The organism is Clostridium oceanicum, from assembly GCF_039521385.1.
In the GTDB taxonomy this organism is placed as follows: domain Bacteria; phylum Bacillota; class Clostridia; order Clostridiales; family Clostridiaceae; genus Clostridium_F; species Clostridium_F oceanicum.
Genome location: NZ_BAAACG010000019.1, coordinates 116167 through 139053, shown reverse-complemented (window position 1 = coordinate 139053; position 22887 = coordinate 116167). Strand labels below are relative to the sequence as shown.

The following is a 22887-nucleotide window of genomic DNA, read 5'->3' as shown; positions in this document are numbered from 1 at the left end:
ACTTAATGTATACCTAAACATAGTATTAGTTTCTTACAAAATACATAAACACCAAATTAGAAAATAAAAAACATAATTTTGTCACAATTAAAGATTATTATATAACCATAGAAGGAAACAAAAATAAAAAAATTAAATTATTGAGGAGGATTTTAAATGATAAAATTAAAAAAAGCATTAGCGGTGGGAACAATGGCACTTACTATAGGAGCAATGTCTTTAACAGCATTTGCAGCATCAAATTATAAAACACCAGCAGAAGCTGCAGCCGGTGTTACAGGAAAAACAGTTGAAAGTGTTACACATGAAAAAGCTGAAACAGGAAAAACTTACGGAACAATAGCTAAAGATGCAGGAAAGCTTGATGAATTTAAAAAAGAAAACCTTGAAATGAAAAAAGATAATCTTAAATCTCAAGTAGAGTCTGGTAAAATTACTCAAGAAAAAGCTGATGAAATAATTAAGGCAGTTGAAAAAAATCAAGCTGAATGCGATGGCTCAGGTTCAGCAAAAATTGGTCAGCATATGGGAGCAAGATTTGGTTCTAATGGAGAAGGACAAGGAAATGGTGGAGCAAACCGTGGCAAAGGACAAGGAAGAGGACAAAATGGTGGTGGCAGAGGACTAGGAAACAGAGCAGGAGCTAGTAAGTAGACCACATTAAAAAGTATTTGTTTAATATAAATTTCCTATTTAAAACAAAAAAATAGTAACTATATCATAATTTGGGGCTGAAATTCAAAATGAAACTTTAAATCATTTTGAGTTTCAGTCCCTTATTTTATTTTATTAAATTGTTAATTGTTATCTGATAATTGTTAATTGAATTAGGGTTGGGTATAATTATAATATAAAGTTATGAATCCATATAGTTTAAAGGAGAGAATAAACTGTGAATAATAAAGAGATAAGATGGAAACAAAGATTTGAAAATGAATATTTTTCTCCAATTAAAAAATTAGTAGAATTTTTGGAGGAAAGAAAATAATATCTTTAAATTAATATATGGGTTAGAGGGGAGCATATTTTTATGGATTTGTTTGAAAAGTACGATGAATCAATACAACTTACGTATAGATATACTTATAGAATGTTAGTACATTTAAAGAATATAAGAGATAATTTTAATAAATTAGATAATCCAGATGAAATAACTAAAGAGGTTTATAGAGATTCTATAGTAAAAAAATATGAAACTTTAGAAGATTTAACATGGAAACTTCTATCTAAAATATTTAAATCCTCTGGAATTGAAATTAATAATCCTAGAGGATGTTATAAGCAGGCTTTTAAAGAAGGTCTTATAGATAACGTAGATTTATGGAATGAAATTTTACTTTCAAGAAATGCAACATCTCATATCTATAACGAAAAAGATTATGAAAAGATTAGGAGTGAAATAGTAAATAAATATATATGTGCCTTTGAAAGTTTATTAAGTAATATTAAAAATAAAGTGATGTGATTGTATGTATGGTATAAGTGAAAAAGTATATATTAAGTTAATAGATTATTTTAAAAGAAATGATAATATTAAGAAAGCAATATTGTTTGGTTCTAGAGCAAAGGGGAATTTTAAATTAAATTCTGATATAGATTTATGTATAGATTGTAGTGAGAATTATAAAGGAACAATAAAAGAAGATATAGAAGATATTATTGGAGTGTATTCATGCGATTTAGTTTTTATGGATTCTTTAAATGAAGAAATAGAAAAACAAGTAAATAGGTACGGTATTTGTATATACAATGAATAAATTTATAATTTGTTATTTGAATTAATCTGAAGGGAGACTTTAAAAATGGCAACTAGTTTAAAAAAGAGAGAAGAAATTGAAAATCAATTTAAATGGAAAGTTGAAAAAATATACAAAAATACAGATGAATTTGAAAAAGATTTTAAAAGGCTTCAAGAAATGTTACCTGAAATTTTAAAATATCAAGGTAAACTTAATGAAGAAGATAAGCTTTTAGAATATTTAAAGTTAGATGAAAAAATTTCAAGATTAGCAGGAAAACTTGTTATATATGCTCATATGAAACATGATGAGGACACAGGAAATTCAACATATCAATCCTTGAAAGATAAAATATTTGCATATATTGCAGAGCTTTCAAGCAAGCAAGCGTTTTTTGTACCAGAGATACTTAGTATAAATGAAGATACATTAAGAAAATCTCTAGAAAAAGAAGAATTAAAAATGTATAAATTTATGATAGAAGATATATTAAAGAAAAAAGACCATATTCTTTCAAAAGAAAAAGAAGAACTTTTAGCAGCAGTTTCTGATTGTATGCAAGGACCTGAAAAAATATATAGTGCTCTATCTGATGCAGATATAACTTTCCCAGAAATAAAAAATGAAGATGGAGAAATGGAAGAGCTTACAGAAGCAAAATATAATAGATTTATCCAATCAAAAGATAGAGCTGTTAGAGAAGACGCTTTTAAAACATTATTTGATACTTTCAAAAAATATAAAAATACTATGGCAGCGTCACTAACATCTAATGTGAAAAATTTTGTTTTTAATTCTAAAACTAGAAAATACAAAAATTCATTAGAGTCTTCATTAAAACCTAATAATATCCCAGTAGAAGTTTATCATAATACAGTAAAAACTATAGACGATAATTTAGATTCACTTCACAGATATGTAAAAGTAAAGAAAAAATTATTGAATTTAGATGAAATTCATATGTATGATTTATATGTTCCTTTAATAGATACACCAAAGACACATATTGAATTTGATGAAGCTGTAGAAATAGTTAAAAAAGGTTTGAATCCTTTAGGAGAAGAATATTTAAACATATTTACTAAAGGGATAAAAGATGGATGGGTAGATATTTATCCAAATAAAAATAAAAGAGGTGGAGCATATTCAACTGGTGATTATGATACAATGCCTTATGTTTTACTAAACTATGACTATAAATTAAATGATGTATCTACATTAGCACATGAAATGGGTCATTCTATACACTCATATTATTCAAGAAAAAATCAACCATATATATATTCAGATTACTCATTATTTTGTGCAGAAGTAGCATCTACTACTAATGAAAAATTATTGATACATCATCTTATAGAAAATGAAAAAGATAAGAATAAAAAGTTATTTTTAATAAATCAAGAATTAGAACAAATAAGAACTACAGTATTTAGACAGGTCATGTTTGCAGAGTTTGAACTTATAACACATGAAAATATAGAAAAAGGAATTCCTTTAACAGGAGACGATTTATGCAAAATATGGCATGATTTAAATGTGAAATATTTTGGAGAAGATATAATTGTAGATGAAGAAATAGACATAGAATGGGCTAGAATACCTCATTTTTATTGGGACTTTTATGTTTATCAATATGCTACAGGATATGCTGCTGCAAACTCTTTTGCAAATAGTATATTAGAAAATGGAAAAGAAAAAGTTGAAAAATACAAAGGATTCTTAAAAAGCGGATCTTTTGATTATCCAATAGAAGTTCTTAAAAAAGCAGGAGTAGATATGACAAGTCCCAAACCTGTTGAAGATACTATAAAAAGATTTAATGAACTTTTAGATATGATGGAAGGAATTTGTGATAATTAACAATTAGCAGATAACAATTCAATTAATAATTAACAGATAACAGATAACAATTCAATTAAGAAATAACAGATAACAATTAACAATTGAAAGATAACAGATAACAATTTAAGAGGTAATTAATAAAAGATAAAAACTGCAAATTGTAAAATATACTTATGTAAATAGAGATATTTGTTATAGAGGCATAAAAACTAGAACAAAATTATAAAAAAGTGTAAATAAAAAATGATTGAAATATAAGAATGATTTTAATAATTAGAGATAACTGAGAGAGTAGATAGATTTGTGTAAAAGCAAGTTTATCTGCTTATTTTTTTTATAAATATATTGTAAGAATTTTATATAGAAAATTCTAACTACAATTAATAATTATTATTTGACAATTGCTAATTGAATAGGATTGTTATCTGACAACTATTATTTAAATAAGGTTGTTATTTGAGAATTATTATTTGAATAAGATTGTTATCTGACTTGAATAAGATTGTTATTTGAAATAACTGTCTTAAGTATAAATTATAGGGGAAATAAGTCGATAATAAAAGGGATAAATTGTAACTTTTAGCATGTGAAAATAAATATACTAGTATATTCATTAGTTATTTATTTGAATGTGCCTTACACAAGGAGGTGGAAAGAGTGATAGTTAACGATGAAAATGTATTAAATCTATTTAGTAAAGTAAGGCAAAATAGAAAGAAAAGCAGTAAGTTAATGAAAGGTATAAGCTCAGGGAAGAGAGCAAGTAAAGGGGCAGATGTTGCAATTACAGAAAGCTTTAAGGCACAAGTAAGGGGTATTTCTAGAGCACAAAAAAACACTGAAGAAGGAATATCTATGCTTCAAACTGTAGATGGAGCCCTTTCAGATATATCAGAGCAGCTTATGAGAATGGAAAAAGTGTCAGTACAAGCCGCGAATGGTACTTTAGAAGATGGAGATAGAGAGTTATTAGATAAAGAATTTCAAAGTTTGAAAGACTCTATAAGTGAAATAATGGATAATACTTCTTTTAATGATATAAAATTATTAAATGGAGCAGAAAAGCTAAATATACAAACAAGAGATAATCCATATACTACGTACACTGTTAATTTAAAATCAGTAGATTTAGAATATGTGGGGTTAGATAATAGTTCTGTAGAAAATTCATCAAATGCATCTGATTCTATAACTAGTGTAAAAGAAGCAGTATCTAAAATAGCAAATTATAGGAATGAATTAGGGTCAGATTATAATAATCTTTATCATGCTTACAATGATGGGGTTAATTCAGAAAGTAGTACAACTAGAGCTTTGTCAAAAATAGAAGATGCTGATATGGCTATGTCAGCTATAGATTTAATTAAAGGACAAATTCTTGAAAAATGTAGTTATTCAATACTTGTAAGTTCAAGAACAGAGCAACAGTCATTGGCTTCAGTTGTAAACAAACTATTATTTAGTTAGAAATAGCTATACATAAATAGATAATAAGTATAGATTTTTTATATTAAGAACCATAAAAATAAATAACCAGTCATTATGTTAATATTTTTGTGAATATTTTTTATTTGGAGATTACTTTTATATAACCATAAGTAAAATCCAAATTATTGTATTTCATAAAATTACTTTTGCATTTTGGCTTGTTATTTATTTTTATGTGTATAAGGCATATTAAAAAATAAAATGTATTTAAATAGGATTCTATAAATTTGTTTGTATATATGTATACAGTTATATTATAAGAAATATTTTATTTACATATAAAGAAAAATAATCTATAAAAAGGATATTAATATGAAATTTATGGTATAATATAATCTTGATATAACATTTAAATGGAGGGGTATAAGATGTTTGGTACCAGTAACAGAGATTTACAAGGAATTAGACAAGCTATTAAATACTACGAAGATAAAGACATAAAAGGAATAGAAAATATGGAACAAGAATCTACAAACTCTCTAGGAAAAATTTTGGCTTCAAAATTTAAAAAGTTATTTGATATAGTGCCTATAGTTAAAAAGTTTACTACTGGAGTTGTTAGAATAGCCAGTTCCATAAGTATTTTTAATTTAAGATTGAAAAATTTATCAAAACATATAGAGGATAAAGCATATCATGTTAAAGAAACTTCACAAAGTTTATTATCTTCTATGGAAGAGACTAATGCAAGTATAGAAGAAATTACCCAGGGAATGAGTAATAATGCTCAAAGTATAGAAAAAATATCAACTAAAGCTGATGAAATTGCAGGACATTTAGATGAAAATGAGGATACTTTAAAAACTATAATAAGTATTAATAGAGAAGTTGTAGAAAGTTCTTCTATAATGAAAAAAAATATGACAGAACTTAATTCTGTAGTAAGTAATATGAAGCAGTTAGTAGAGGGAATTGACAAAATAGCCAGTGATACAAATCTTTTAGCATTAAATGCAAGTATTGAAGCTGCAAGGGCAGGAGAAAATGGAAAAGGATTTTCAGTAGTTGCAAATGAAGTAAGAAAACTTGCTGAAAATACAAAAGATCAACTTATACATATGGAAAAGTTTATGGGGAAAATAGAAAGCGCTTCCTTGAAAAATCAAGAAAGTGTAGACAAAAATATAAAATTAATAAATAATATGGATAGATATACAGAAAGTATGGGAACTTCTTTTAAGAAAAATAGAGATGCTATAGGTCATGTAGTAGAGAATATAGAAAATTTCTCAGCATCTATGCAGGAAATAACTTCATCAACAGAAGAAGTTAGTGCAGTATCTGATGAGATTACAATAAAAGCAGATAAGTTAAGTAGTATGGCAGATGAATTAAACTTAAATTCAGAAGATATAGAAGAACTTATAGGAGAAATGGGTCATATAGAAAAAGAAACTTTAAGTTTGTATCCAGAAGTTAGAAAAATGAATTCTAATGAATATTTAAAAATGGGCAATGATGAATTTGTAAGATTTTTAAACGAAGCAATAAAAGCACATGGTTTTTGGATAAATAAATTAGATAAAATAGTTTCAGATATGAAAGTAAGAGGAATAGAACATGATTCAACTAAATGTAAATTTGGGCAATTTTATCAATCAGTAGATCCTGTAAATAAAGAAGTTAAAGCTATATGGAAAGATGTTGATCAAAAACATAAAGAACTTCATAACATAGGGAAAGAGTGTTTATCATATGTTGAAAATAATGAAAAACAAAAATCAGAAGAATATTTAAGAAAAGCTAAAGAAAAATCACAAGAGATAGAGAATATATTAAATAGATTAAAAAACAGAGCAAAAGAGTTACAAGATGAAGGTAAAGATATATTTTAAAATATAAAAAAGTTTAAGATAATTATATTAAAAAATATTAATACTAAATTTTAAATAAATATAAATGTTTAAAACTATTTAAATAGATATATGTAGAAAAGACACGTTCAAATAGCTAATTAGTATATTGACTATTTATTTGAACAGGTATAAAACTACTGTTTATTTAAATAGTTTTTTGTTTTGGGAAAATTTAAGGAACATTATAATAAAGAACTATATACTATGTTTGTTAATTTATTTTGTGAAGTGATTTTTTATTTAATACTATAAATAGTGAACAAAATTGCTGTTTATCAAAAAACATTTTATTGTATTAAAATTTCTACAAAGATGAATAAAAGAGAAAAATATCATATTTTGTAAAATAAATATATATTATAGAAAATTTTAGATAAATATATGTATAAAGCTATATATATTAAGAATTAGCTTAGTTATATTAAATTATTTTTTATTTTTAACTTTAAATTTAATGAATTTAAAATTTTAATTTAATTATAAAAAAACTAAAAAAATCAAAAATATGTGTAAAGTACTAATATTTTATATCGATAATATGTAAGTGTTGTCTTAATTGTGGTTAAAAATGATTTTTTTACGTTAATTTGATTAAATTAGTAAAGAATATGTGATATAATTATTAATCATAATTATGTAATATTAACCAATTTAATATTTAATATTACATGTAAGAAAGGAGAAAATTAGTGAGAAGTCAAAAAAGAGCTGAGAAATCTAAAAAGACTAAAATTATATTATCAATAATAACTATATTAGTTATGTTAGTTATTACAGGTGTAGCTTATGCTTATATTAAGTTAGGTGATGTTAAAAAAGTTCCAATATCAAAAAGTGATGAAAAACTTCATGTGAGTAAAGATGTGAAAAAATATAAGGATAACGATGAAATAGTAAATATAGCTTTCTTTGGGTTAGACAGAAGAAGTAAGGATGAACCATCAAGATCAGATGCAATAATGGTTGTATCCTTTGATAAAAAACATAAAAAAATAAAATTGTCTTCTATAATGAGGGATTCTTATGTAGATATAGAAGGTCATGATAAAACAAAACTAAACCATGCATATGCATATGGAGGACCAGAACTTGCCATAAAAACTATAAACTCTAATTATAATATGAATATTAGAGATTTTGTTGCTGTGGATTTTTTTGAGTTAGAAAAAATAATAGATAATGTAGGTGGAGTTGAAATACCTGTAAGAACAGATGAAATAAACCATATAAATAATGGGATGAAGGAAGTTGCAAGAATACAAGGTGCGTCTATAGAACAAGTGGATTCTCCAGGCCTTCAAACTTTAAATGGTAAACAAGCTGTAGCTTATGCAAGAATTAGACATACAGCTGGAGGAGATTTTGAAAGAACAGATAGACAAAGAACTGTTTTAAACGCAATTTTAGAAAAAGTTAAAAAACAAGGAGCTTCAAAATTTCCAGGTATAGTATCTAGCATTTTACCTAATTTAACTACAAGTTTATCATCTACAGAGATATTAAAAATGGGTGCATCAGGTTTTGCACTTGGAATAGATAATGTAGAGCAACAAAGATTTCCTTTAGATAAATACTGCAAAGGTACATCTATAGGTGGAATATACTATCTTCAATATGATAAAGAACAAACAATAAGTCAAATGCACAAATATATATACGAAGATATAAAACCAAATTAATATATACATACTTTGGAGGTCAAACTTATGGAAGAAGAAATAACGTTAGATTTGAGAGATGTTTTTGAAATAATAAAGAAAAGATTAGGCATGATTTTAATTATTACTCTTTCAATGGGGATAATAGCTGCGGCTTTAAGTTTTTTTGTTCTTCCTCCAACTTATGAAGCAAAGGCTAGCATAGTTGTAGGAAAACAAATAGGAGAAAAAGATAAAGATAATAATAATTATAATGATGTTATGATGTATCAAAAACTAGTAAAAACTTATGCAAAAATAGCAGAGTCAAGAACGGTTGCACAAACAGTTTCTAGTAAAGTAGGAAATATAAAAGTAGAAAAAATGCAAAAGAAGATAAAGGTTACACCACAAGCAGATACTCAAATATTAGATATAACAGTTACTGATAAAGATCCTAATGAAGCTTATAAAATATTAAATACAGTATGTGCAGAGTTTATAGCTCATTCTAAAAAAATATATCCATCTGGTGGAAGTTTAGAACTTTTAGACAAACCTATAGTTCCAGATAAACCAATAAAACCTAAAAAAACATTAAATATTGCTATAGCTTTATTTTTGGGATTGTTTATATCAACGGGTGTAGCATTTTTACTAGAATATATGGACAAAACAATAAAAACAGAAGAAGATATACAAAAATATTTAGACTTACCAGTAATTGCAGTTATACCAAAAACAGAGTAGAGGAGAAGTTTAAGTGATAGATATTCATAGTCATATATTACCTAATATAGATGATGGAGCTAAAAATTTAAATCATTCTTTAGAAATGCTTAAAATAGCTAAAAATTCTGGGACAAACTATATAGTAGCTACTCCTCATTATTTTGAAGGAATGTATGAGGAAAGTTATAAAAGTGTATGCAAAATAGCAAATAAATTGAATGAATCTTGTAAAGATACAAATATAGATATAAAAATTTTAACAGGACAAGAAGTTTTAATTACTAAAAATACATTAGAAAATTATGAAAAAGGGGTAGTAGGAACCATAAATAATACCTCTTATATGCTTGTAGAATTTGATATGCATAAATGGAAAGATTGGTATCTTGATGTTTTATATGAACTTAAAGTAAGAAAGATAAACCCAATAATTGCTCATCCTGAAAGATATAGATATATATTAGAAGATGAAACTAATATAAATAAAATATTAAAAGAAGGATATCCACTTCAAATTAATTCTGGTAGTATTACTGGAGTTTTTGGAAAACAAGTTCAAAAAACATCAAAAAAACTTATAGAACATGGAATATGTAATTTTGTAGCATCGGATGCTCATACTACAAACAAAAGAAAACCAGGTATAAAAGAAGCTTTACATATGGTAAAAGATATAAATAATTCAGTTTATGATAAAGTTATTTATAATTCAAAGAATATGATAGAAAATAAAGATTTGAGATTAGGGTATGAAACTATAAAAAAAAGAAAAACTTTTTTTAGCTTTTTTAGAAAATAAACTTTAAATTGGAGTGATAACTAAAATGACTTTAAATAAGGCTAATCTTATAACTATAAAAGATCCTAAGTCGCCTATTTCAGAAAGTTATAGAACGCTTAGAACTAATATACAATTTTCTTCTTTTGATAAGAAGATTGATACAGTTTTTGTAACAAGTGCAACACCAGGAGAAGGAAAATCTACTACATCATCAAATTTGGCAGCAGTTATGGCCCAAAATGGTTGTAAAACAATACTCGTAGATTGTGATCTTAGAAAACCTAGTGTCCATAAAAAATTTGGAATATCTAATCTAAAAGGACTTACAGATTTACTTATACAGAGTGGAAAGATAGAAAACATAATTCAAAAAAGTGACCTTGAAAATCTACATATATTAACATCGGGTTCAAAACCACCAAATCCATCAGAGCTTTTATCATCTAATAAAATGAGAGAATTTATAAAGATGTGTAAAAATTATTATGATTTTGTAGTGTTAGATACTCCACCGGTAGGAGTAGTTACAGATGCTCAGCTTATAAGTCAATACTGTGATGGTGCTGTTTTAGTTGTAGCTTCTGGAGAAGCAGAAAGAGAGACGGTAAAAAAATCAGCTGAACTTATAAAAAAGGTTGGAGGAAAGATACTTGGTGTTGTTTTAAATAAAGTAGATACTAAAACACAAAGAGGATATCACTATTATGATTATTATGATGATGTAGAACATAGTGGAAGTAAACGTAAAAAAAGGTAAAATGTTAATATGAAATTATATAGAAATATTATAAATAATCAAATCAATAGTTGTTATTTGTAGTAAATGGTTAAATTATTCTATAGTGTAAAGGGACAAATGTTGGGGTGATAGTATGGAACAATCAAAAAATATTAGAAAATATTTTCTAAACAAAACGAGAAAAGTGGATTTTGAAGATTTATTAGGAAGAGAGCCAGTTAAACTTGATATGAAATCTATTGGTAATTATATACAAGGAAGAGTTGTTATGGTAACTGGAGGAGGAGGGTCAATTGGATCAGAACTTTGTAGACAAATAATAAAATTCAAACCGAAGAAGTTAATAGTTTTAGATAATTATGAAAATAATTTATATGTTTTACAACAAGAATTTAATAGAAATGGTATGTATGAAAATATAGATTATGTAATTGCATCAGTGAGAGATAAATGTAGATTAGATTTGACTTTTAAAAAATATAGACCAGAATTAGTTTTTCATGCGGCAGCCCATAAACATGTACCTCTTATGGAAGAAAATCCAAGTGAAGCTATTAAAAATAATGTATTTGGTACATTAAATGTAGCTACTTGTGCTGATAAATATAAAGTTAAAAGATTTGTAATGATATCTACAGACAAAGCTGTAAATCCTACTAATATAATGGGAGCTACTAAGAGAGTATGTGAAATGATTATTCAATCTATGGATAAAAGAAGTGAAACTCAGTTTGTAGCTGTTAGGTTTGGAAATGTATTGGGAAGTAATGGTTCTGTTGTTCCACTATTTATAGAACAAATAAAAAATGGAGGGCCAGTTACAGTTACACATAAAGATATAAATAGATTTTTTATGACTATACCTGAGGCAGCTCAGTTAGTTCTTCAAGCTGGAGTATTTGCAAAAGGTGGAGAAATATTTGTTTTAGATATGGATAAGCCTGTTAAAATATATGATTTAGCCCGTGATTTAATAAGACTTTCAGGTTATATACCTAATAAAGATATTAAAATTAAATTTATAGGTCTTAGACCAGGAGAAAAACTTTATGAAGAAGTTTTGACAGAGGAAGAAGGGCTCAATCAAACAGCACACAAAAAGATATTTGTTGGGAAGCCAACTTTTGATAATTTTGATACATTAATGGTCAAAATTAATGAATTTAAGGAAATTGTTAAAAAGGAAAAAAGAGAAGAAATAATTTCTAAACTTGAAGAGATGGTTCCAACTTATAAAAGATTTAAACCAGCAATTGATGAAGTTGCTGCAACTAAATGTATTTAAAGAATGTGGGGGGATTAAATGAAAAGATGTTTTGATCTTTTAATGAGTTTAATTTCAATATTGTTATTTTCTCCAATACTTTTGATTATAGGAATAATGATTAAAATAAATTCAAAGGGACCAATTTTATTTACTCAAATGAGGATTGGTAAAAATAATGAATTATATAAATTTTATAAATTTAGGACAATGAAGATTGGAACACCAAATGTAGCAACAGATAAATTAAAAAGTGCTCAAACCTATATAACATCTGTTGGTAAAATTTTAAGAAAAACAAGCCTTGATGAACTTCCACAATTGTTTAATATACTTAAAGGAGATATGACTTTTGTTGGACCAAGACCGGCTCTATATAATCAATATAACTTAAAAGAACTTAGAACTAAGGCTGGAGTACATAAATTGATTCCAGGACTTACAGGATGGGCACAAATTAATGGAAGAGACCATAATGATGATGTTCAAAAAACAGAATTAGATAAATATTATTTAGAAAATAAAAGCTTTAGATTAGATGTGAAAATAGTAATTATGACTGTATTTAAGGTTCTTAAAGCTGATGGGATTATAGAGGGTAAAATTAAAAATACTACAATAAAGGTAGAAGAGAGCAAAAATAAAACAATATCTGGGTAGATTGAAATTTTATGTTTAAGACGTTTAGAAACTACTATCAAAGGAATAAACTGTTTTAATCAATTAAAAAGAAGGTGAGAACTAGATGAAAAAGATACTTATAACGGGGAAAAACAGTTATATTGGTATAAGCCTAAAAAAATGGTTAAATAAATGGTCTGATGAATATTATATTAATACTATTAGTGTGCGAGATAATAAATGGGAAAAAAAAGATTTTTCAGGGTATGATGTAATATTTCATGCAGCGGGAATAGCACATAGAAAAGAAACAAAAGAAAATGCTCCATTCTATTATAAAGTTAACCGTGATTTAGTATATGAGGTTGCGAAAAAAGCAAAAGCTGACGGGGTTAACCAATTTATATTTTTAAGTTCTATGAGTGTGTATGGTGTGGAGACTGGTGTTATAAATAAAGATACTATTCCAATGCCAAAGAATAATTATGGTAAATCTAAACTTGAAGCAGAAAAATTAATAGCACCATTTCAAGATTCTGCATTTAATATTGTAGTTTTAAGACCACCTATGGTTTATGGTAAAGGCTGTAAAGGTAATTATAATAGGTTAGAAAAATTTGCATTAAAATCTCCTATTTTTCCATATATAAAAAATAAAAGGAGTATGATTTATATAGATAATTTATGTGAATTTGTAAAGCGAATTATTGATAATCAAAGTAAAGGATTATTTTTACCTCAGAATAATGAGTATGTATGTACTTCTGACATGGTTAGAGTTATTGCAAAAAAACATGGTAAGAATATATATATGACTAAATTATTTAATCCTTTATTAAAGGTATTGAAAGTTAGTATTATTAATAAGGTGTTTGGAAATTTGGTGTATGAGAAGGAAATGTTAGAGTATAAAGAAGATTATAATGTAGATAAATTGGAAGAGAGTCATTACACTAATAGAGAGGTCTAACTAGTATGAGCAGTTTAATTAAAATAGAATCGTTAATAAGTATCATTATGCCAGCATATAATTGTGAAAAATATATAGAAGACGCGATAAATTCTGTAATATTACAAACATATAATTCATGGGAACTAATAGTAATAGATGATGGTTCTAAGGATAATACAGTGAATATAATTAAAGAATTGTGTAATAAAGATTATCGTATTAGATTTTATAAAAATGAGAAAAATTTAGGGGTATCAGAAACAAGAAATAAGGGAATATCACTTGCTAATGGCCAATGGATAGCATTTTTAGATAGTGATGATATGTGGGAAGTTTCAAAGTTGGAAAAACAAATGATTATATTAAATAAAATGGGAGCAGAGTTTGTTTTTACAGGTTCTTCTTTTATAAATGAAAGTGGGAACTATTATAATGGAATATTTGAAGTACCTAAAAAGGTTAATTATAAGAAGTTAAGAATACATAATGTTATATCATGTTCATCTGTTCTCCTAAAAAAAAGATTTTTTAAAAATATTAAAATGGAAAAAGATGATATGCACGAAGATTATGCAGTATGGTTAAGAATATTAAGAACAGGTGTAGAGGCTTATGGTATTAATGAACCACTTTTAATATATAGAATTTCACGTAATTCTAAATCTGGTAATAAAATTAAAACTATAAAGATGACATATAAAGTTTTTAGGTTTATAGGTATTAACCCTATAGGTTCTTTTTATTTTATGTTGAGACATGTTATGGGGTCAATAAAAAAATATCAAAGGATAAAAACAAATAAATAGTCTTTTAAAATAATTGTTAGAATAGGAGTTCTTAATATTATCTATTATATATTCTTAAAGAAAATGAATAGAAATATAAAATAATATTTATTATATTTTATTAAGGAGAAGATTTATGAAATTAGAAGTACTTGTTTCCACTATGAATCAAAAAGACATGTTTTTATCAAAAAAAATGAATATAAAAACAGATGCATTAATAATTAATCAATGTGATAAAGAAGATGTTCAAGAATTAATTATTGATAATAAGAAAATTAGGATGTTATCATACAATGAACGTGGTTTAAGTAAAAGTAGAAATAGAGCAATATATAATTCAAAGGCAGATATATGTATTATAGCTGATGATGATTTAGTTTATAAAGATAATTATAAAAATATTATTATAGAAGCTTATAATAAATATCTTGATGCTGACATAATTGCATTTGATGTTAAAAGTACAAATTGTTGTAGACCCACGTCTTCTTTAAAAGAAGGTAACGTAGATTTTTTACATTCAATGAAGATAGCATCTTTTCAAATAACTTTTAAGAGAGAAAGTATTCTAAATAAAAATATTAAGTTTAATGAGTTATTTGGAGCGGGTTCTAAATATACGTGTGGAGAAGAAAATATTTTATTAATTGAATGTATAAAAAAAGGTCTAAAAGTAAAATTTGTAAAAAAGGCAATTGCTATTGTAAATCATAATGAGTCAACTTGGTATAATGGTTTTGATAAAAAATTATTTAAAACTAAAGGGGCAATGTTTTATGAAATGAGTTCAATTATGTCGCCTATATTAATTAGCCAATTTGCTATAAGAAAATGGAATCTATATAAAAATCAAATGCATTTTATTTCCGCGTATAAGTATATGATTAAAGGAATTATTGAATATAAAAAAATTAAATCTAAATTAGTTAATGAATAAATTTTAAATTAATTAATTGGTAAAATAGAAATGCTAATTTTAATATTGTTAAAATATTTTATTGGTATGTATATAATTATAATATGTAATAAGATATTAAACTATATGAGGTAACCTAAGTAAGAAGGAGCTATTATATGAATATAGTAATTAAATATATGAATTTAAGTATAAAAAATATTTTGTTAGCTTGTTATTTATCAACTTTTTTGTTAATCCAATTTTCTTTAAATATTGGATTTTCATTTAAGCCATATATGATGATGAGTATTGTATTAATATTAGTATTTTTGATAGGAAGTAACCAAAAAATATTAATATTAAATAAAAAAAGGAAATATGAATATTTTATGATAATCTTTGTATTGTTTGCAACAATAAGGAATTGTTTTGCTTCGGATATTATTTTGGGATTTAAAGGATCAGTAGCATTATGGATTTCATTATTTGTGTATTTTTTTACTGTTTATCTTTTTAAAAATATTAACAATAATACTATTTTTCATATTATATATATGAGTGCTATAACAAATGTAATTATTATAGCTATTGGATTTATACTTAAAGATGCTAGAATATTTGAATTAGACAGAACTGTTAATCGATTAAGAGGGTATGTACAAGATCCAAATTTTTTTGCTCTTTATTTAACATTACCATTATTTATAGTTTTATATTATTTTATTAAAAATAAAAAAAAGATGATTTTAACATTTGCTATGTTAACTATGTTTTTTTTATCATATTCCCGTGCTGGATATTTGTCTATAATTTTGGGAGTACTATATTTGATATATTTATTAAAAAATAGGATACCTAATTTTTATAAAAAAAGTATAGTTATTGGATTACTTATATTTATAGTTTTAATAGTATTTAGTTCATTATCTACTACTAAACCAATATGCGAAAGGGTATTGGGGAACATTAGTGCAAGATTCAATGAAACAGCAAGTAAAGGTGCTAGAGAAACATTAATTAGAATAGGAATTGATGTGTTTAAGGAAAATCCAATATTTGGTGTTGGGATGTTAAACGTACGATACTACACTTATTCAGTAGTACATAATAGCTATTTACACAATACATATTTGGAAGCATTCGTTGAACAAGGAATTGTAGGTGGGCTTATATATTTACTATTTATAATAAGTTTTCTGATGGAAAAATGTAATAATATATATGCAAAAGTATTAAAAGCTACAATAATATGTCAATTCATAATGATGTTTTTTTTATCAGCTATTAACAGTGAAGCCTTATTTTTATCTCTGGGGTTATTTTGTGCTATTAATATAAAAAGGAATAAGCAAATCAGTATGGATTATCTTTAAATAATTTATTGCAAATAAAGTTTTTATTTAACTAATTTTTTGCTGGAACTTCGTAGATTAAAGGAACAATATTATAAAATTGTGTTTGGTAAAACAATGTTTATAGAACAGTTTAGAAGTTTGTTATTGGTTATAAATTATATAAAACTTAATTATGAAATATAGGAAAGTCGAGGGGATAGAAGATAAATAAGAAGAAAAAACTTTTACAAAATACTATAATGTTATATTTGATACAATTCTCAAATTATTTTTTTAATTTCATTATAATTCCGTATCAAACACGTATAATGGGCCCTGTTTATTATGGTAAAATAGGATTCGCAACAGCATTAATGATTTATTTTCAATTGTTTACTGACTTTGGATTCATTTTATCGGCTACTGAGGAAGTTTCAAGAAATAGAGACGATAAGAATAAAATTAGAATTATATATACTTCTGTTACTATTTTAAAGGTTGGTTTTGCTATTGTATCTGTATTGATATTATTAACCTTATGTTTATTTACTGTTAAATTTAGAAGTGACTTTAATCTATACTTTTTGTATTTACTTGGTGTTATTATTTATTCTTTTTTACCAGATTATTTGTATAGAGGTTTAGAAAATATGTCATCAATTACATATAGGACAATTGTTGTGAAATTATTTTTTACTGTTATGATTTTTGTGTTGTTGAGAAAACCACAAGATTATTTAATAGTTCCTGTATTAATTGCATTAGGCAATTTATTTGCCGTAATATGGGCTCATTATCATGTAGCACATAATTTACATATAAAATTTTGTAAAGTATCTGCAACAAATATTTATCAGTGTTTTAGAAGTTCAGCATCATTTTTTTTATCACGAATAGCTGCTACTATTTATACTGCTACTAATACTATGATTTTAGGATTTATAGATAAAACAGGGAATATAGTTGGTTATTATACTGCAGCTGATAAATTGATGATGGCAGGAAAAGGTGCGTTATCTCCAATTTCAGATAGCGTCTATCCTTATATGATTAAAAATAAGGATTTTAAACTAATAAAAAAAATACTGATGATTTTTATGCCTATTATATGTATTGTAAGTGTAATTATTTTTATATTTGCTAATGAACTATGTATAGTATTATTCGGAGCTAAATTTGCACATACTGGATCAGTACTAAGAGCTATGCTACCTATGGCTGTTATTACATTACCAAATTATTTATTTGGATTTCCAACATTAGGATCAATGGGACTGTCTAAATATGCTAATAAATCAATTTATTTTGGTACTATTATTCATGTGATTAACCTTATTATTTTTTACTGGTTAGGCTATCTTAATGTTATAACGTTAGCAATATTAGCGTCAATTGCAGATGGATTAATATTGTTATATAGATTGGTTATTATTTATAAAAATAAAAATTTAATGAAGGTTGGGAGATAGAATGAAGTTCAGCTGGTATTACTTAAAACAGAATTTAAAAAAAATAAAACCATTATATGAATGGTATTCTACTAAAAAAAGCAACAAACGTTGTGAATTGCTTCAAGTAAATGGATATGATGTTTCATCAAAAATAACTAATATACTTGAAAAATCTAATATAAGTTATTTTTATACTTATGGTACATTGTTAGGATTGGTTAGAGATAGTGCTTTTATGAAGCATGATGATGATATTGATATAGGAATTGTTAATACAAAAGATTTTTCGTGGAGTAATTTAAATTCATTGTTAACAAAAGGAGGTTTTGTTAAATCTCACGAATTTATCTTAAATGGAAATATTACTGAACAGACATATGTATATAATGGTACTAGTATTGACTTTTTTATATATGAATATGATCAGGGGAAAATGATGTCTTATGTTTATTTTAATAAAAAAGGTCATGATTACGAAAATCAATATCAAAAATCTGTAGCTAAAATGATATCTTCTGAGATAATAGATTTTAAAAACATAGTTATAAATGGAGTGAATTTTAGAATTCCTAAAAATGATGAACAATATTTGAAAGATATTTATGGAGCATCATGGACAATTCCAAATCCTAATTGGATAAGTGAAAATGGTCCAGCTTGGAATGAAATAAAAAAAACATATGGTACATATGTACCTAAAAAATAATAAAGGGGTGTTATATAATGCAAGGACTTATTTTAGCAGCAGGAATGGGAAAAAGATTAAAAGAATTAACAAATAACAATACAAAATGTATGGTAAAAGTAAATGGCGTGACTATGATTGAGAGAATGTTATCTCAATTAGATAAATTGAATTTATCTAGTATAGTAATTGTTATTGGGTATAAAGGAAAGGAATTACAAGATTATATAGAAACTTTAAATATTAATACTCCTATTAATTATGTAAATAATGAAATTTATAATAAAACTAATAATATATATTCTCTTTATTTAGCAAGAAATTATTTATTAAAAGAGGATACATTGTTACTTGAATCTGATTTAATATTTGAAGATTCTGTGTTACAAAAGATAGTAGAAGATCCGTACCCTAGTTTAGCTTTAGTAGCAAAATATGAAAGTTGGATGGATGGTACAGTTGTAACTATAGATGAAGATAATAATATTAAAAATTTCTTAGATAAGAAACATTTTAATTTCTCAGATATCAAAAATTATTATAAGACAGTAAATATATATAAATTTAGCAAGGCGTTTTCAAATACGCATTATGTACCTTTTTTAGAAGCTTATAGTAAGGCCCTTGGTGATAATGAATACTATGAACAAGTATTGAAAGTTATAACATTATTAGATAAACCAGAGATAAAAGCAACACTTTTAGATGATGAATCATGGTATGAAATAGATGATGTACAAGATCTTGATATTGCAGAATCAATCTTTACAACTTCTTATAAGGACAAGCTAAATAAACTCCAAAGTAGATATGGAGGTTATTGGAGATATCCTAAACTAATAGATTTTTGTTATTTAGTAAATCCATTTTATCCAACACCAAAACTATTGGATGAAATTAAAGCAAATTTTGAACGATTAATTTGTGATTATCCATCTGGTATGGAAGTGAATAGTTTATTAGCTGCTAAATATTTTGGTATACATAAAAATCAAGTGGTTGTAGGAAATGGTGCAGCTGAGTTAATAAAATCATTAATAGAAAAGCTTAAAGGGAAAATAGGTGTTATTAGGCCAACATTTGAAGAATATCCTAATAGAAAAAATTCAGAAGATACTATAGAGTATTCTCCTAATAATAATGATTATGCCTATTCAGCTAACGATTTAATAAGTTTTTATGATAATAAAGAAATTTCTAGTTTACTATTAATTAATCCTGATAATCCATCAGGTAATTATATAGAAAAGAAAGAAGTACTTAAAATTGCAGATTGGGCTAAGAAAAAAAATATTACTTTTATTGTGGATGAGTCATTTGTTGATTTTGTTGATAAAGAGGAATCTCCGACACTTATAAGTGAAGGAATATTAAAGAGTTATTCTAATTTAATAGTAGTTAAAAGCATTTCAAAATCTTTTGGAGTTCCTGGACTTAGACTAGGGGTGTTAGTTTCTAATAATTTAGATATTATTAGTTTTATTAAAAAAGATGTTGCTATTTGGAATATTAATTCTTTTGCTGAATTTTATATGCAGATATTTGAAAAATATAAGAATGATTATAATAATGCTATAAATGAATTTAAAAGAGTTAGAAAAACATATATTGAACAACTTTCAAAAATCAAAAACTTAAGAGTAATTCCTACACAATCAAATTATGTACTATGTGAAATTCTTGGGAAGCATACGTCTAAAGAATTAGCGGAAATACTGTTGAATGAGGATAATATTCTTATAAAAGACTTATCTAATAAAAAAGGATTCAATGATAAATTTATTAGAATAGCTGTTAAGAAACCGGAAGAAAATGATAAATTAATTAAAGCAATGAAGAGGGCTTTAGATTAAGAAAATTTATAAATTTATATTTATAATATGAGGGAGGAATAAAAATGAAAGTTTTTACACATAAGGATATAGTAAATTTGAAAATTCAACCCAATCAGTGTTATAAGTGGGTATTAGACATGCTAAAGAATAAAGATAAAGTTATATTACCAGCTAAAACTAGCATGAAACCTACAGAAGATATATTTTATAATGTTATGCCTTGTTTGCTCCCTCAATATAATGTTGGAGGAATAAAAGTAGTAAATAGATATCCACATAGAAATCCTGTATTAGATAGTCAAATTTTGTTGTATGATTATAAAACAGGGATTAATAAGGCAATTTTAGATGGCAATTTTATTACAGCTATGCGTACTGGTGCCGTTGCAGCACAGTCAATTAAGCTTCTGGCAAAAAAAGAGTTTAAGACGATAGGTATTATAGGATTAGGCAATCAAGCAAGAGCTACGTTAAAAGTACTACTTAGTGTTTTCCCTAAGAAAAAATTTTTATTAAAGCTTATGAAATATAAAAATCAACATTTGTTATTTAAAAATTATATACAAAGTTTGCCCAATTCTGATAGAATAGAGTTCTTTTTTAGTGATACATATAAGGATGTTGTAAAGAAAAGTAATGTTATTATTTCTTCTGTTACTTATTTTGATGAAGATATATGTGAAAATGATTGCTTTGATGAAGGTTGTTTAGTTGTACCAATTCATACAAGAGGATTTATGAACTGCGATTTATTTTTTGATAAAGTATATGCAGATGATAAATCTCATGTAAAAGGATTTAAATATTATAACAATTTTAAAAGATTTGCTGAAATTTCAGATGTTATTAATGGAAATATAGAGGGAAGAAAAAATGATAAAGAAAGAATTATTGTATATAATATTGGACTTTCAATGCATGATATTTATTTTGCTGAAAAAGTATATCAATTATTTCAATTGAAAAATTTAGGAGAAGATATAAAATTAGAATCACCTAAAGAAAAGTTTTGGTTATAGTTTTGTTTTTTGTGATATTACACAACTAATTTAATTTTATATTAAAGATAGAAGGAGCATAATATGTATATTAATACAATAAAAAAATCGTATATAAATATAAGCGGAAACTTATATGATTCTGAATTTATAAATTTAGTTAATGTAAGAAACAAAAAAATAGATTTAGATGAAAAAACACTTTTCCTTACACAAGAAGAAAAAAATTTTTTGAATAATCAACAAATTAAAAATTTTGATGAAGCAATATATATTTTCAAGTATAAAAGTGCTTATGGAATTATATGTGATATTCCTATTAAAGAATACGATGAGGGTAAAATTAAATGTCATGAATTAGTTTTACCAGATACTGTTCAAGGAATGTTAAGTAATTTGCATGGATATAATTGTGAAGCTGCACCAATATTATTAGCTCATGAGAAGAAAATAGATTATTTAACTTATATAAAGGAGAAAAAATATAAGGATAGTTTTAAAATAAATGGTTTGGAAATTTATGTAATTTATGGTAAAGAAGCAAGTGAAATAAAAAAAGAATTTGCACAAGTTAATGAAATGTATGTTGCAGATGGCCATCATCGTTTGTATACAACATCACTATCTAATTTCAAAAATTCTGTTTTATCATGCTTAGTTAGCTTTGAATATTTAAATATATTACCAATTCATCGTATTATACCTAACATAGATGCAAAGTTATTTGAAAAAGCTAAAAGTTTTATAAATAATAGGTTTAAAGTTTTACCATCTCAAACACCTTTATCTAAGGGCAAAATACGATTAAAGTATAATAATGATAGCTTTGTAGTAAATCTTATAGAGTTAAATTCTGATGCATTTTGGAATAATGATATATATAGGTTAAATACACAAATTATTTCTCAGGCTTTTCGTATATTTGATACTTCAAAACTTAAATATATATCAGATAGTGAATTGAAAAGTAATAAATCTTTATTGAATAAAAACGATGTTTTAATTGAAACATATCCGCCGAGTAAAGATGAATTTACTAATTGTGCCAATAATAAATGTATAATGCCACCAAAATCTACATGGTTTTCACCAAAGTTCCCATCGTTTTTAATATTTAAAAAGTATAGATACTAAAAATTTAAAGTTGCTTTTATAATAGATGGATGTATAAAAGCTTTAATTTATAATTAAAGCTATTTTAATAGTTATATGTATCATATTCTATATTAATATATTTTGGGGATTTA

Annotated in this window: 20 protein-coding genes and 1 pseudogene; all 21 read left to right on the top strand. The window is 25.5% G+C overall.

What is annotated here, in order from left to right:
- Positions 1–156 precede the first annotated feature (156 nt).
- The 21 genes and pseudogenes from ABDZ71_RS17185 (at position 157) to ABDZ71_RS17085 (ending at position 22774) form a co-directional block, all read left to right on the top strand.
- Positions 157–654 (top strand): hypothetical protein, encoded by a 498-nt coding sequence (locus tag ABDZ71_RS17185; RefSeq protein WP_343763622.1) that lies wholly within the window; start codon positions 157–159, stop codon positions 652–654.
- Between the two features lie 376 nt (positions 655–1030).
- A complete protein-coding gene (locus ABDZ71_RS17180) occupies positions 1031–1465 on the top strand; it encodes an HI0074 family nucleotidyltransferase substrate-binding subunit (RefSeq protein WP_343763621.1) in 435 nt (144 codons plus the stop codon).
- Positions 1466–1469: 4 nt separating this feature from the next.
- Complete coding sequence (locus tag ABDZ71_RS17175; RefSeq protein ID WP_343763619.1) at positions 1470–1757, top strand: nucleotidyltransferase domain-containing protein; 288 nt, start codon at positions 1470–1472, stop codon at positions 1755–1757.
- Between the two features lie 45 nt (positions 1758–1802).
- A complete protein-coding gene (gene pepF / locus ABDZ71_RS17170; protein ID WP_343763618.1) occupies positions 1803–3599 on the top strand; it encodes an oligoendopeptidase F in 1797 nt (598 codons plus the stop codon).
- A gap of 639 nt (positions 3600–4238) precedes the next feature.
- On the top strand, positions 4239–5048 hold the full coding sequence (locus ABDZ71_RS17165) for a flagellin (protein WP_343763617.1): 810 nt from the start codon (positions 4239–4241) through the stop codon (positions 5046–5048).
- Between the two features lie 389 nt (positions 5049–5437).
- On the top strand, positions 5438–6904 hold the full coding sequence (locus tag ABDZ71_RS17160; RefSeq protein WP_343763615.1) for a methyl-accepting chemotaxis protein: 1467 nt from the start codon (positions 5438–5440) through the stop codon (positions 6902–6904).
- Between the two features lie 782 nt (positions 6905–7686).
- A complete protein-coding gene (locus ABDZ71_RS17155) occupies positions 7687–8604 on the top strand; it encodes an LCP family protein (RefSeq protein ID WP_343764568.1) in 918 nt (305 codons plus the stop codon).
- A 27-nt stretch (positions 8605–8631) separates the two neighbouring features.
- Positions 8632–9312: a YveK family protein gene (locus tag ABDZ71_RS17150; protein ID WP_343763614.1), complete on the top strand. Its 681-nt coding sequence runs from the start codon at positions 8632–8634 to the stop codon at positions 9310–9312.
- A 13-nt stretch (positions 9313–9325) separates the two neighbouring features.
- On the top strand, positions 9326–10093 hold the full coding sequence (locus ABDZ71_RS17145; RefSeq protein WP_343763612.1) for a tyrosine-protein phosphatase: 768 nt from the start codon (positions 9326–9328) through the stop codon (positions 10091–10093).
- 25 nt (positions 10094–10118) lie between these two features.
- Complete coding sequence (locus tag ABDZ71_RS17140) at positions 10119–10832, top strand: CpsD/CapB family tyrosine-protein kinase (RefSeq protein WP_343763610.1); 714 nt, start codon at positions 10119–10121, stop codon at positions 10830–10832.
- 166 nt (positions 10833–10998) lie between these two features.
- Positions 10999–12099 (top strand): annotated as a pseudogene (locus ABDZ71_RS17135) (UDP-N-acetylglucosamine 4,6-dehydratase family protein); the annotation flags it as partial.
- An 18-nt stretch (positions 12100–12117) separates the two neighbouring features.
- Positions 12118–12738, top strand: coding sequence for a sugar transferase (locus ABDZ71_RS17130; RefSeq protein WP_343763608.1), 621 nt, complete (start codon positions 12118–12120; stop codon positions 12736–12738).
- A gap of 85 nt (positions 12739–12823) precedes the next feature.
- Positions 12824–13669: an NAD-dependent epimerase/dehydratase family protein gene (locus ABDZ71_RS17125; RefSeq protein WP_343763606.1), complete on the top strand. Its 846-nt coding sequence runs from the start codon at positions 12824–12826 to the stop codon at positions 13667–13669.
- A 5-nt stretch (positions 13670–13674) separates the two neighbouring features.
- Positions 13675–14457 (top strand): glycosyltransferase family 2 protein, encoded by a 783-nt coding sequence (locus tag ABDZ71_RS17120; protein WP_343763604.1) that lies wholly within the window; start codon positions 13675–13677, stop codon positions 14455–14457.
- Between the two features lie 115 nt (positions 14458–14572).
- Positions 14573–15376: a glycosyltransferase gene (locus ABDZ71_RS17115; RefSeq protein WP_343763602.1), complete on the top strand. Its 804-nt coding sequence runs from the start codon at positions 14573–14575 to the stop codon at positions 15374–15376.
- Positions 15377–15513: 137 nt separating this feature from the next.
- On the top strand, positions 15514–16710 hold the full coding sequence (locus ABDZ71_RS17110; protein WP_343763600.1) for an O-antigen ligase family protein: 1197 nt from the start codon (positions 15514–15516) through the stop codon (positions 16708–16710).
- Positions 16711–16895: 185 nt separating this feature from the next.
- Complete coding sequence (locus ABDZ71_RS17105) at positions 16896–18140, top strand: oligosaccharide flippase family protein (RefSeq protein WP_343764566.1); 1245 nt, start codon at positions 16896–16898, stop codon at positions 18138–18140.
- Position 18141: 1 nt separating this feature from the next.
- A complete protein-coding gene (locus ABDZ71_RS17100; protein ID WP_343763598.1) occupies positions 18142–18828 on the top strand; it encodes a LicD family protein in 687 nt (228 codons plus the stop codon).
- Positions 18829–18845: 17 nt separating this feature from the next.
- Entirely contained in the window at positions 18846–20660 is a 1815-nt protein-coding gene (locus ABDZ71_RS17095; RefSeq protein WP_343763596.1) for an aminotransferase class I/II-fold pyridoxal phosphate-dependent enzyme, read from the top strand.
- Positions 20661–20704: 44 nt separating this feature from the next.
- Positions 20705–21661 carry an ornithine cyclodeaminase gene (locus ABDZ71_RS17090; protein ID WP_343763594.1) on the top strand — a complete coding sequence of 319 codons (957 nt, stop codon included), beginning with the start codon at positions 20705–20707 and terminating at the stop codon, positions 21659–21661.
- A gap of 63 nt (positions 21662–21724) precedes the next feature.
- Complete coding sequence (locus ABDZ71_RS17085) at positions 21725–22774, top strand: DUF1015 family protein (protein ID WP_343763592.1); 1050 nt, start codon at positions 21725–21727, stop codon at positions 22772–22774.
- Positions 22775–22887 lie beyond the last annotated feature (113 nt).

What these genes read in the sequence shown, in the direction of transcription:
- ABDZ71_RS17150 (WP_343763614.1), top strand. Translation starts at nt 8,632, where the DNA reads ATGGAAGAAGAAATAACGTTAGATTTGAGAGATGTTTTTGAAATAATA.
- ABDZ71_RS17175 (WP_343763619.1), top strand. Translation starts at nt 1,470, where the DNA reads ATGTATGGTATAAGTGAAAAAGTATATATTAAGTTAATAGATTATTTT.
- ABDZ71_RS17140 (WP_343763610.1), top strand. Translation starts at nt 10,119, where the DNA reads ATGACTTTAAATAAGGCTAATCTTATAACTATAAAAGATCCTAAGTCG.
- ABDZ71_RS17185 (WP_343763622.1), top strand. Translation starts at nt 157, where the DNA reads ATGATAAAATTAAAAAAAGCATTAGCGGTGGGAACAATGGCACTTACT.
- ABDZ71_RS17100 (WP_343763598.1), top strand. Translation starts at nt 18,142, where the DNA reads ATGAAGTTCAGCTGGTATTACTTAAAACAGAATTTAAAAAAAATAAAA.
- ABDZ71_RS17180 (WP_343763621.1), top strand. Translation starts at nt 1,031, where the DNA reads ATGGATTTGTTTGAAAAGTACGATGAATCAATACAACTTACGTATAGA.
- ABDZ71_RS17085 (WP_343763592.1), top strand. Translation starts at nt 21,725, where the DNA reads ATGTATATTAATACAATAAAAAAATCGTATATAAATATAAGCGGAAAC.
- ABDZ71_RS17155 (WP_343764568.1), top strand. Translation starts at nt 7,687, where the DNA reads ATGTTAGTTATTACAGGTGTAGCTTATGCTTATATTAAGTTAGGTGAT.
- ABDZ71_RS17110 (WP_343763600.1), top strand. Translation starts at nt 15,514, where the DNA reads ATGAATATAGTAATTAAATATATGAATTTAAGTATAAAAAATATTTTG.
- ABDZ71_RS17090 (WP_343763594.1), top strand. Translation starts at nt 20,705, where the DNA reads ATGAAAGTTTTTACACATAAGGATATAGTAAATTTGAAAATTCAACCC.
- ABDZ71_RS17115 (WP_343763602.1), top strand. Translation starts at nt 14,573, where the DNA reads ATGAAATTAGAAGTACTTGTTTCCACTATGAATCAAAAAGACATGTTT.
- ABDZ71_RS17095 (WP_343763596.1), top strand. Translation starts at nt 18,846, where the DNA reads ATGCAAGGACTTATTTTAGCAGCAGGAATGGGAAAAAGATTAAAAGAA.
- ABDZ71_RS17160 (WP_343763615.1), top strand. Translation starts at nt 5,438, where the DNA reads ATGTTTGGTACCAGTAACAGAGATTTACAAGGAATTAGACAAGCTATT.
- ABDZ71_RS17130 (WP_343763608.1), top strand. Translation starts at nt 12,118, where the DNA reads ATGAAAAGATGTTTTGATCTTTTAATGAGTTTAATTTCAATATTGTTA.
- ABDZ71_RS17125 (WP_343763606.1), top strand. Translation starts at nt 12,824, where the DNA reads ATGAAAAAGATACTTATAACGGGGAAAAACAGTTATATTGGTATAAGC.
- ABDZ71_RS17120 (WP_343763604.1), top strand. Translation starts at nt 13,675, where the DNA reads ATGAGCAGTTTAATTAAAATAGAATCGTTAATAAGTATCATTATGCCA.
- pepF (WP_343763618.1), top strand. Translation starts at nt 1,803, where the DNA reads ATGGCAACTAGTTTAAAAAAGAGAGAAGAAATTGAAAATCAATTTAAA.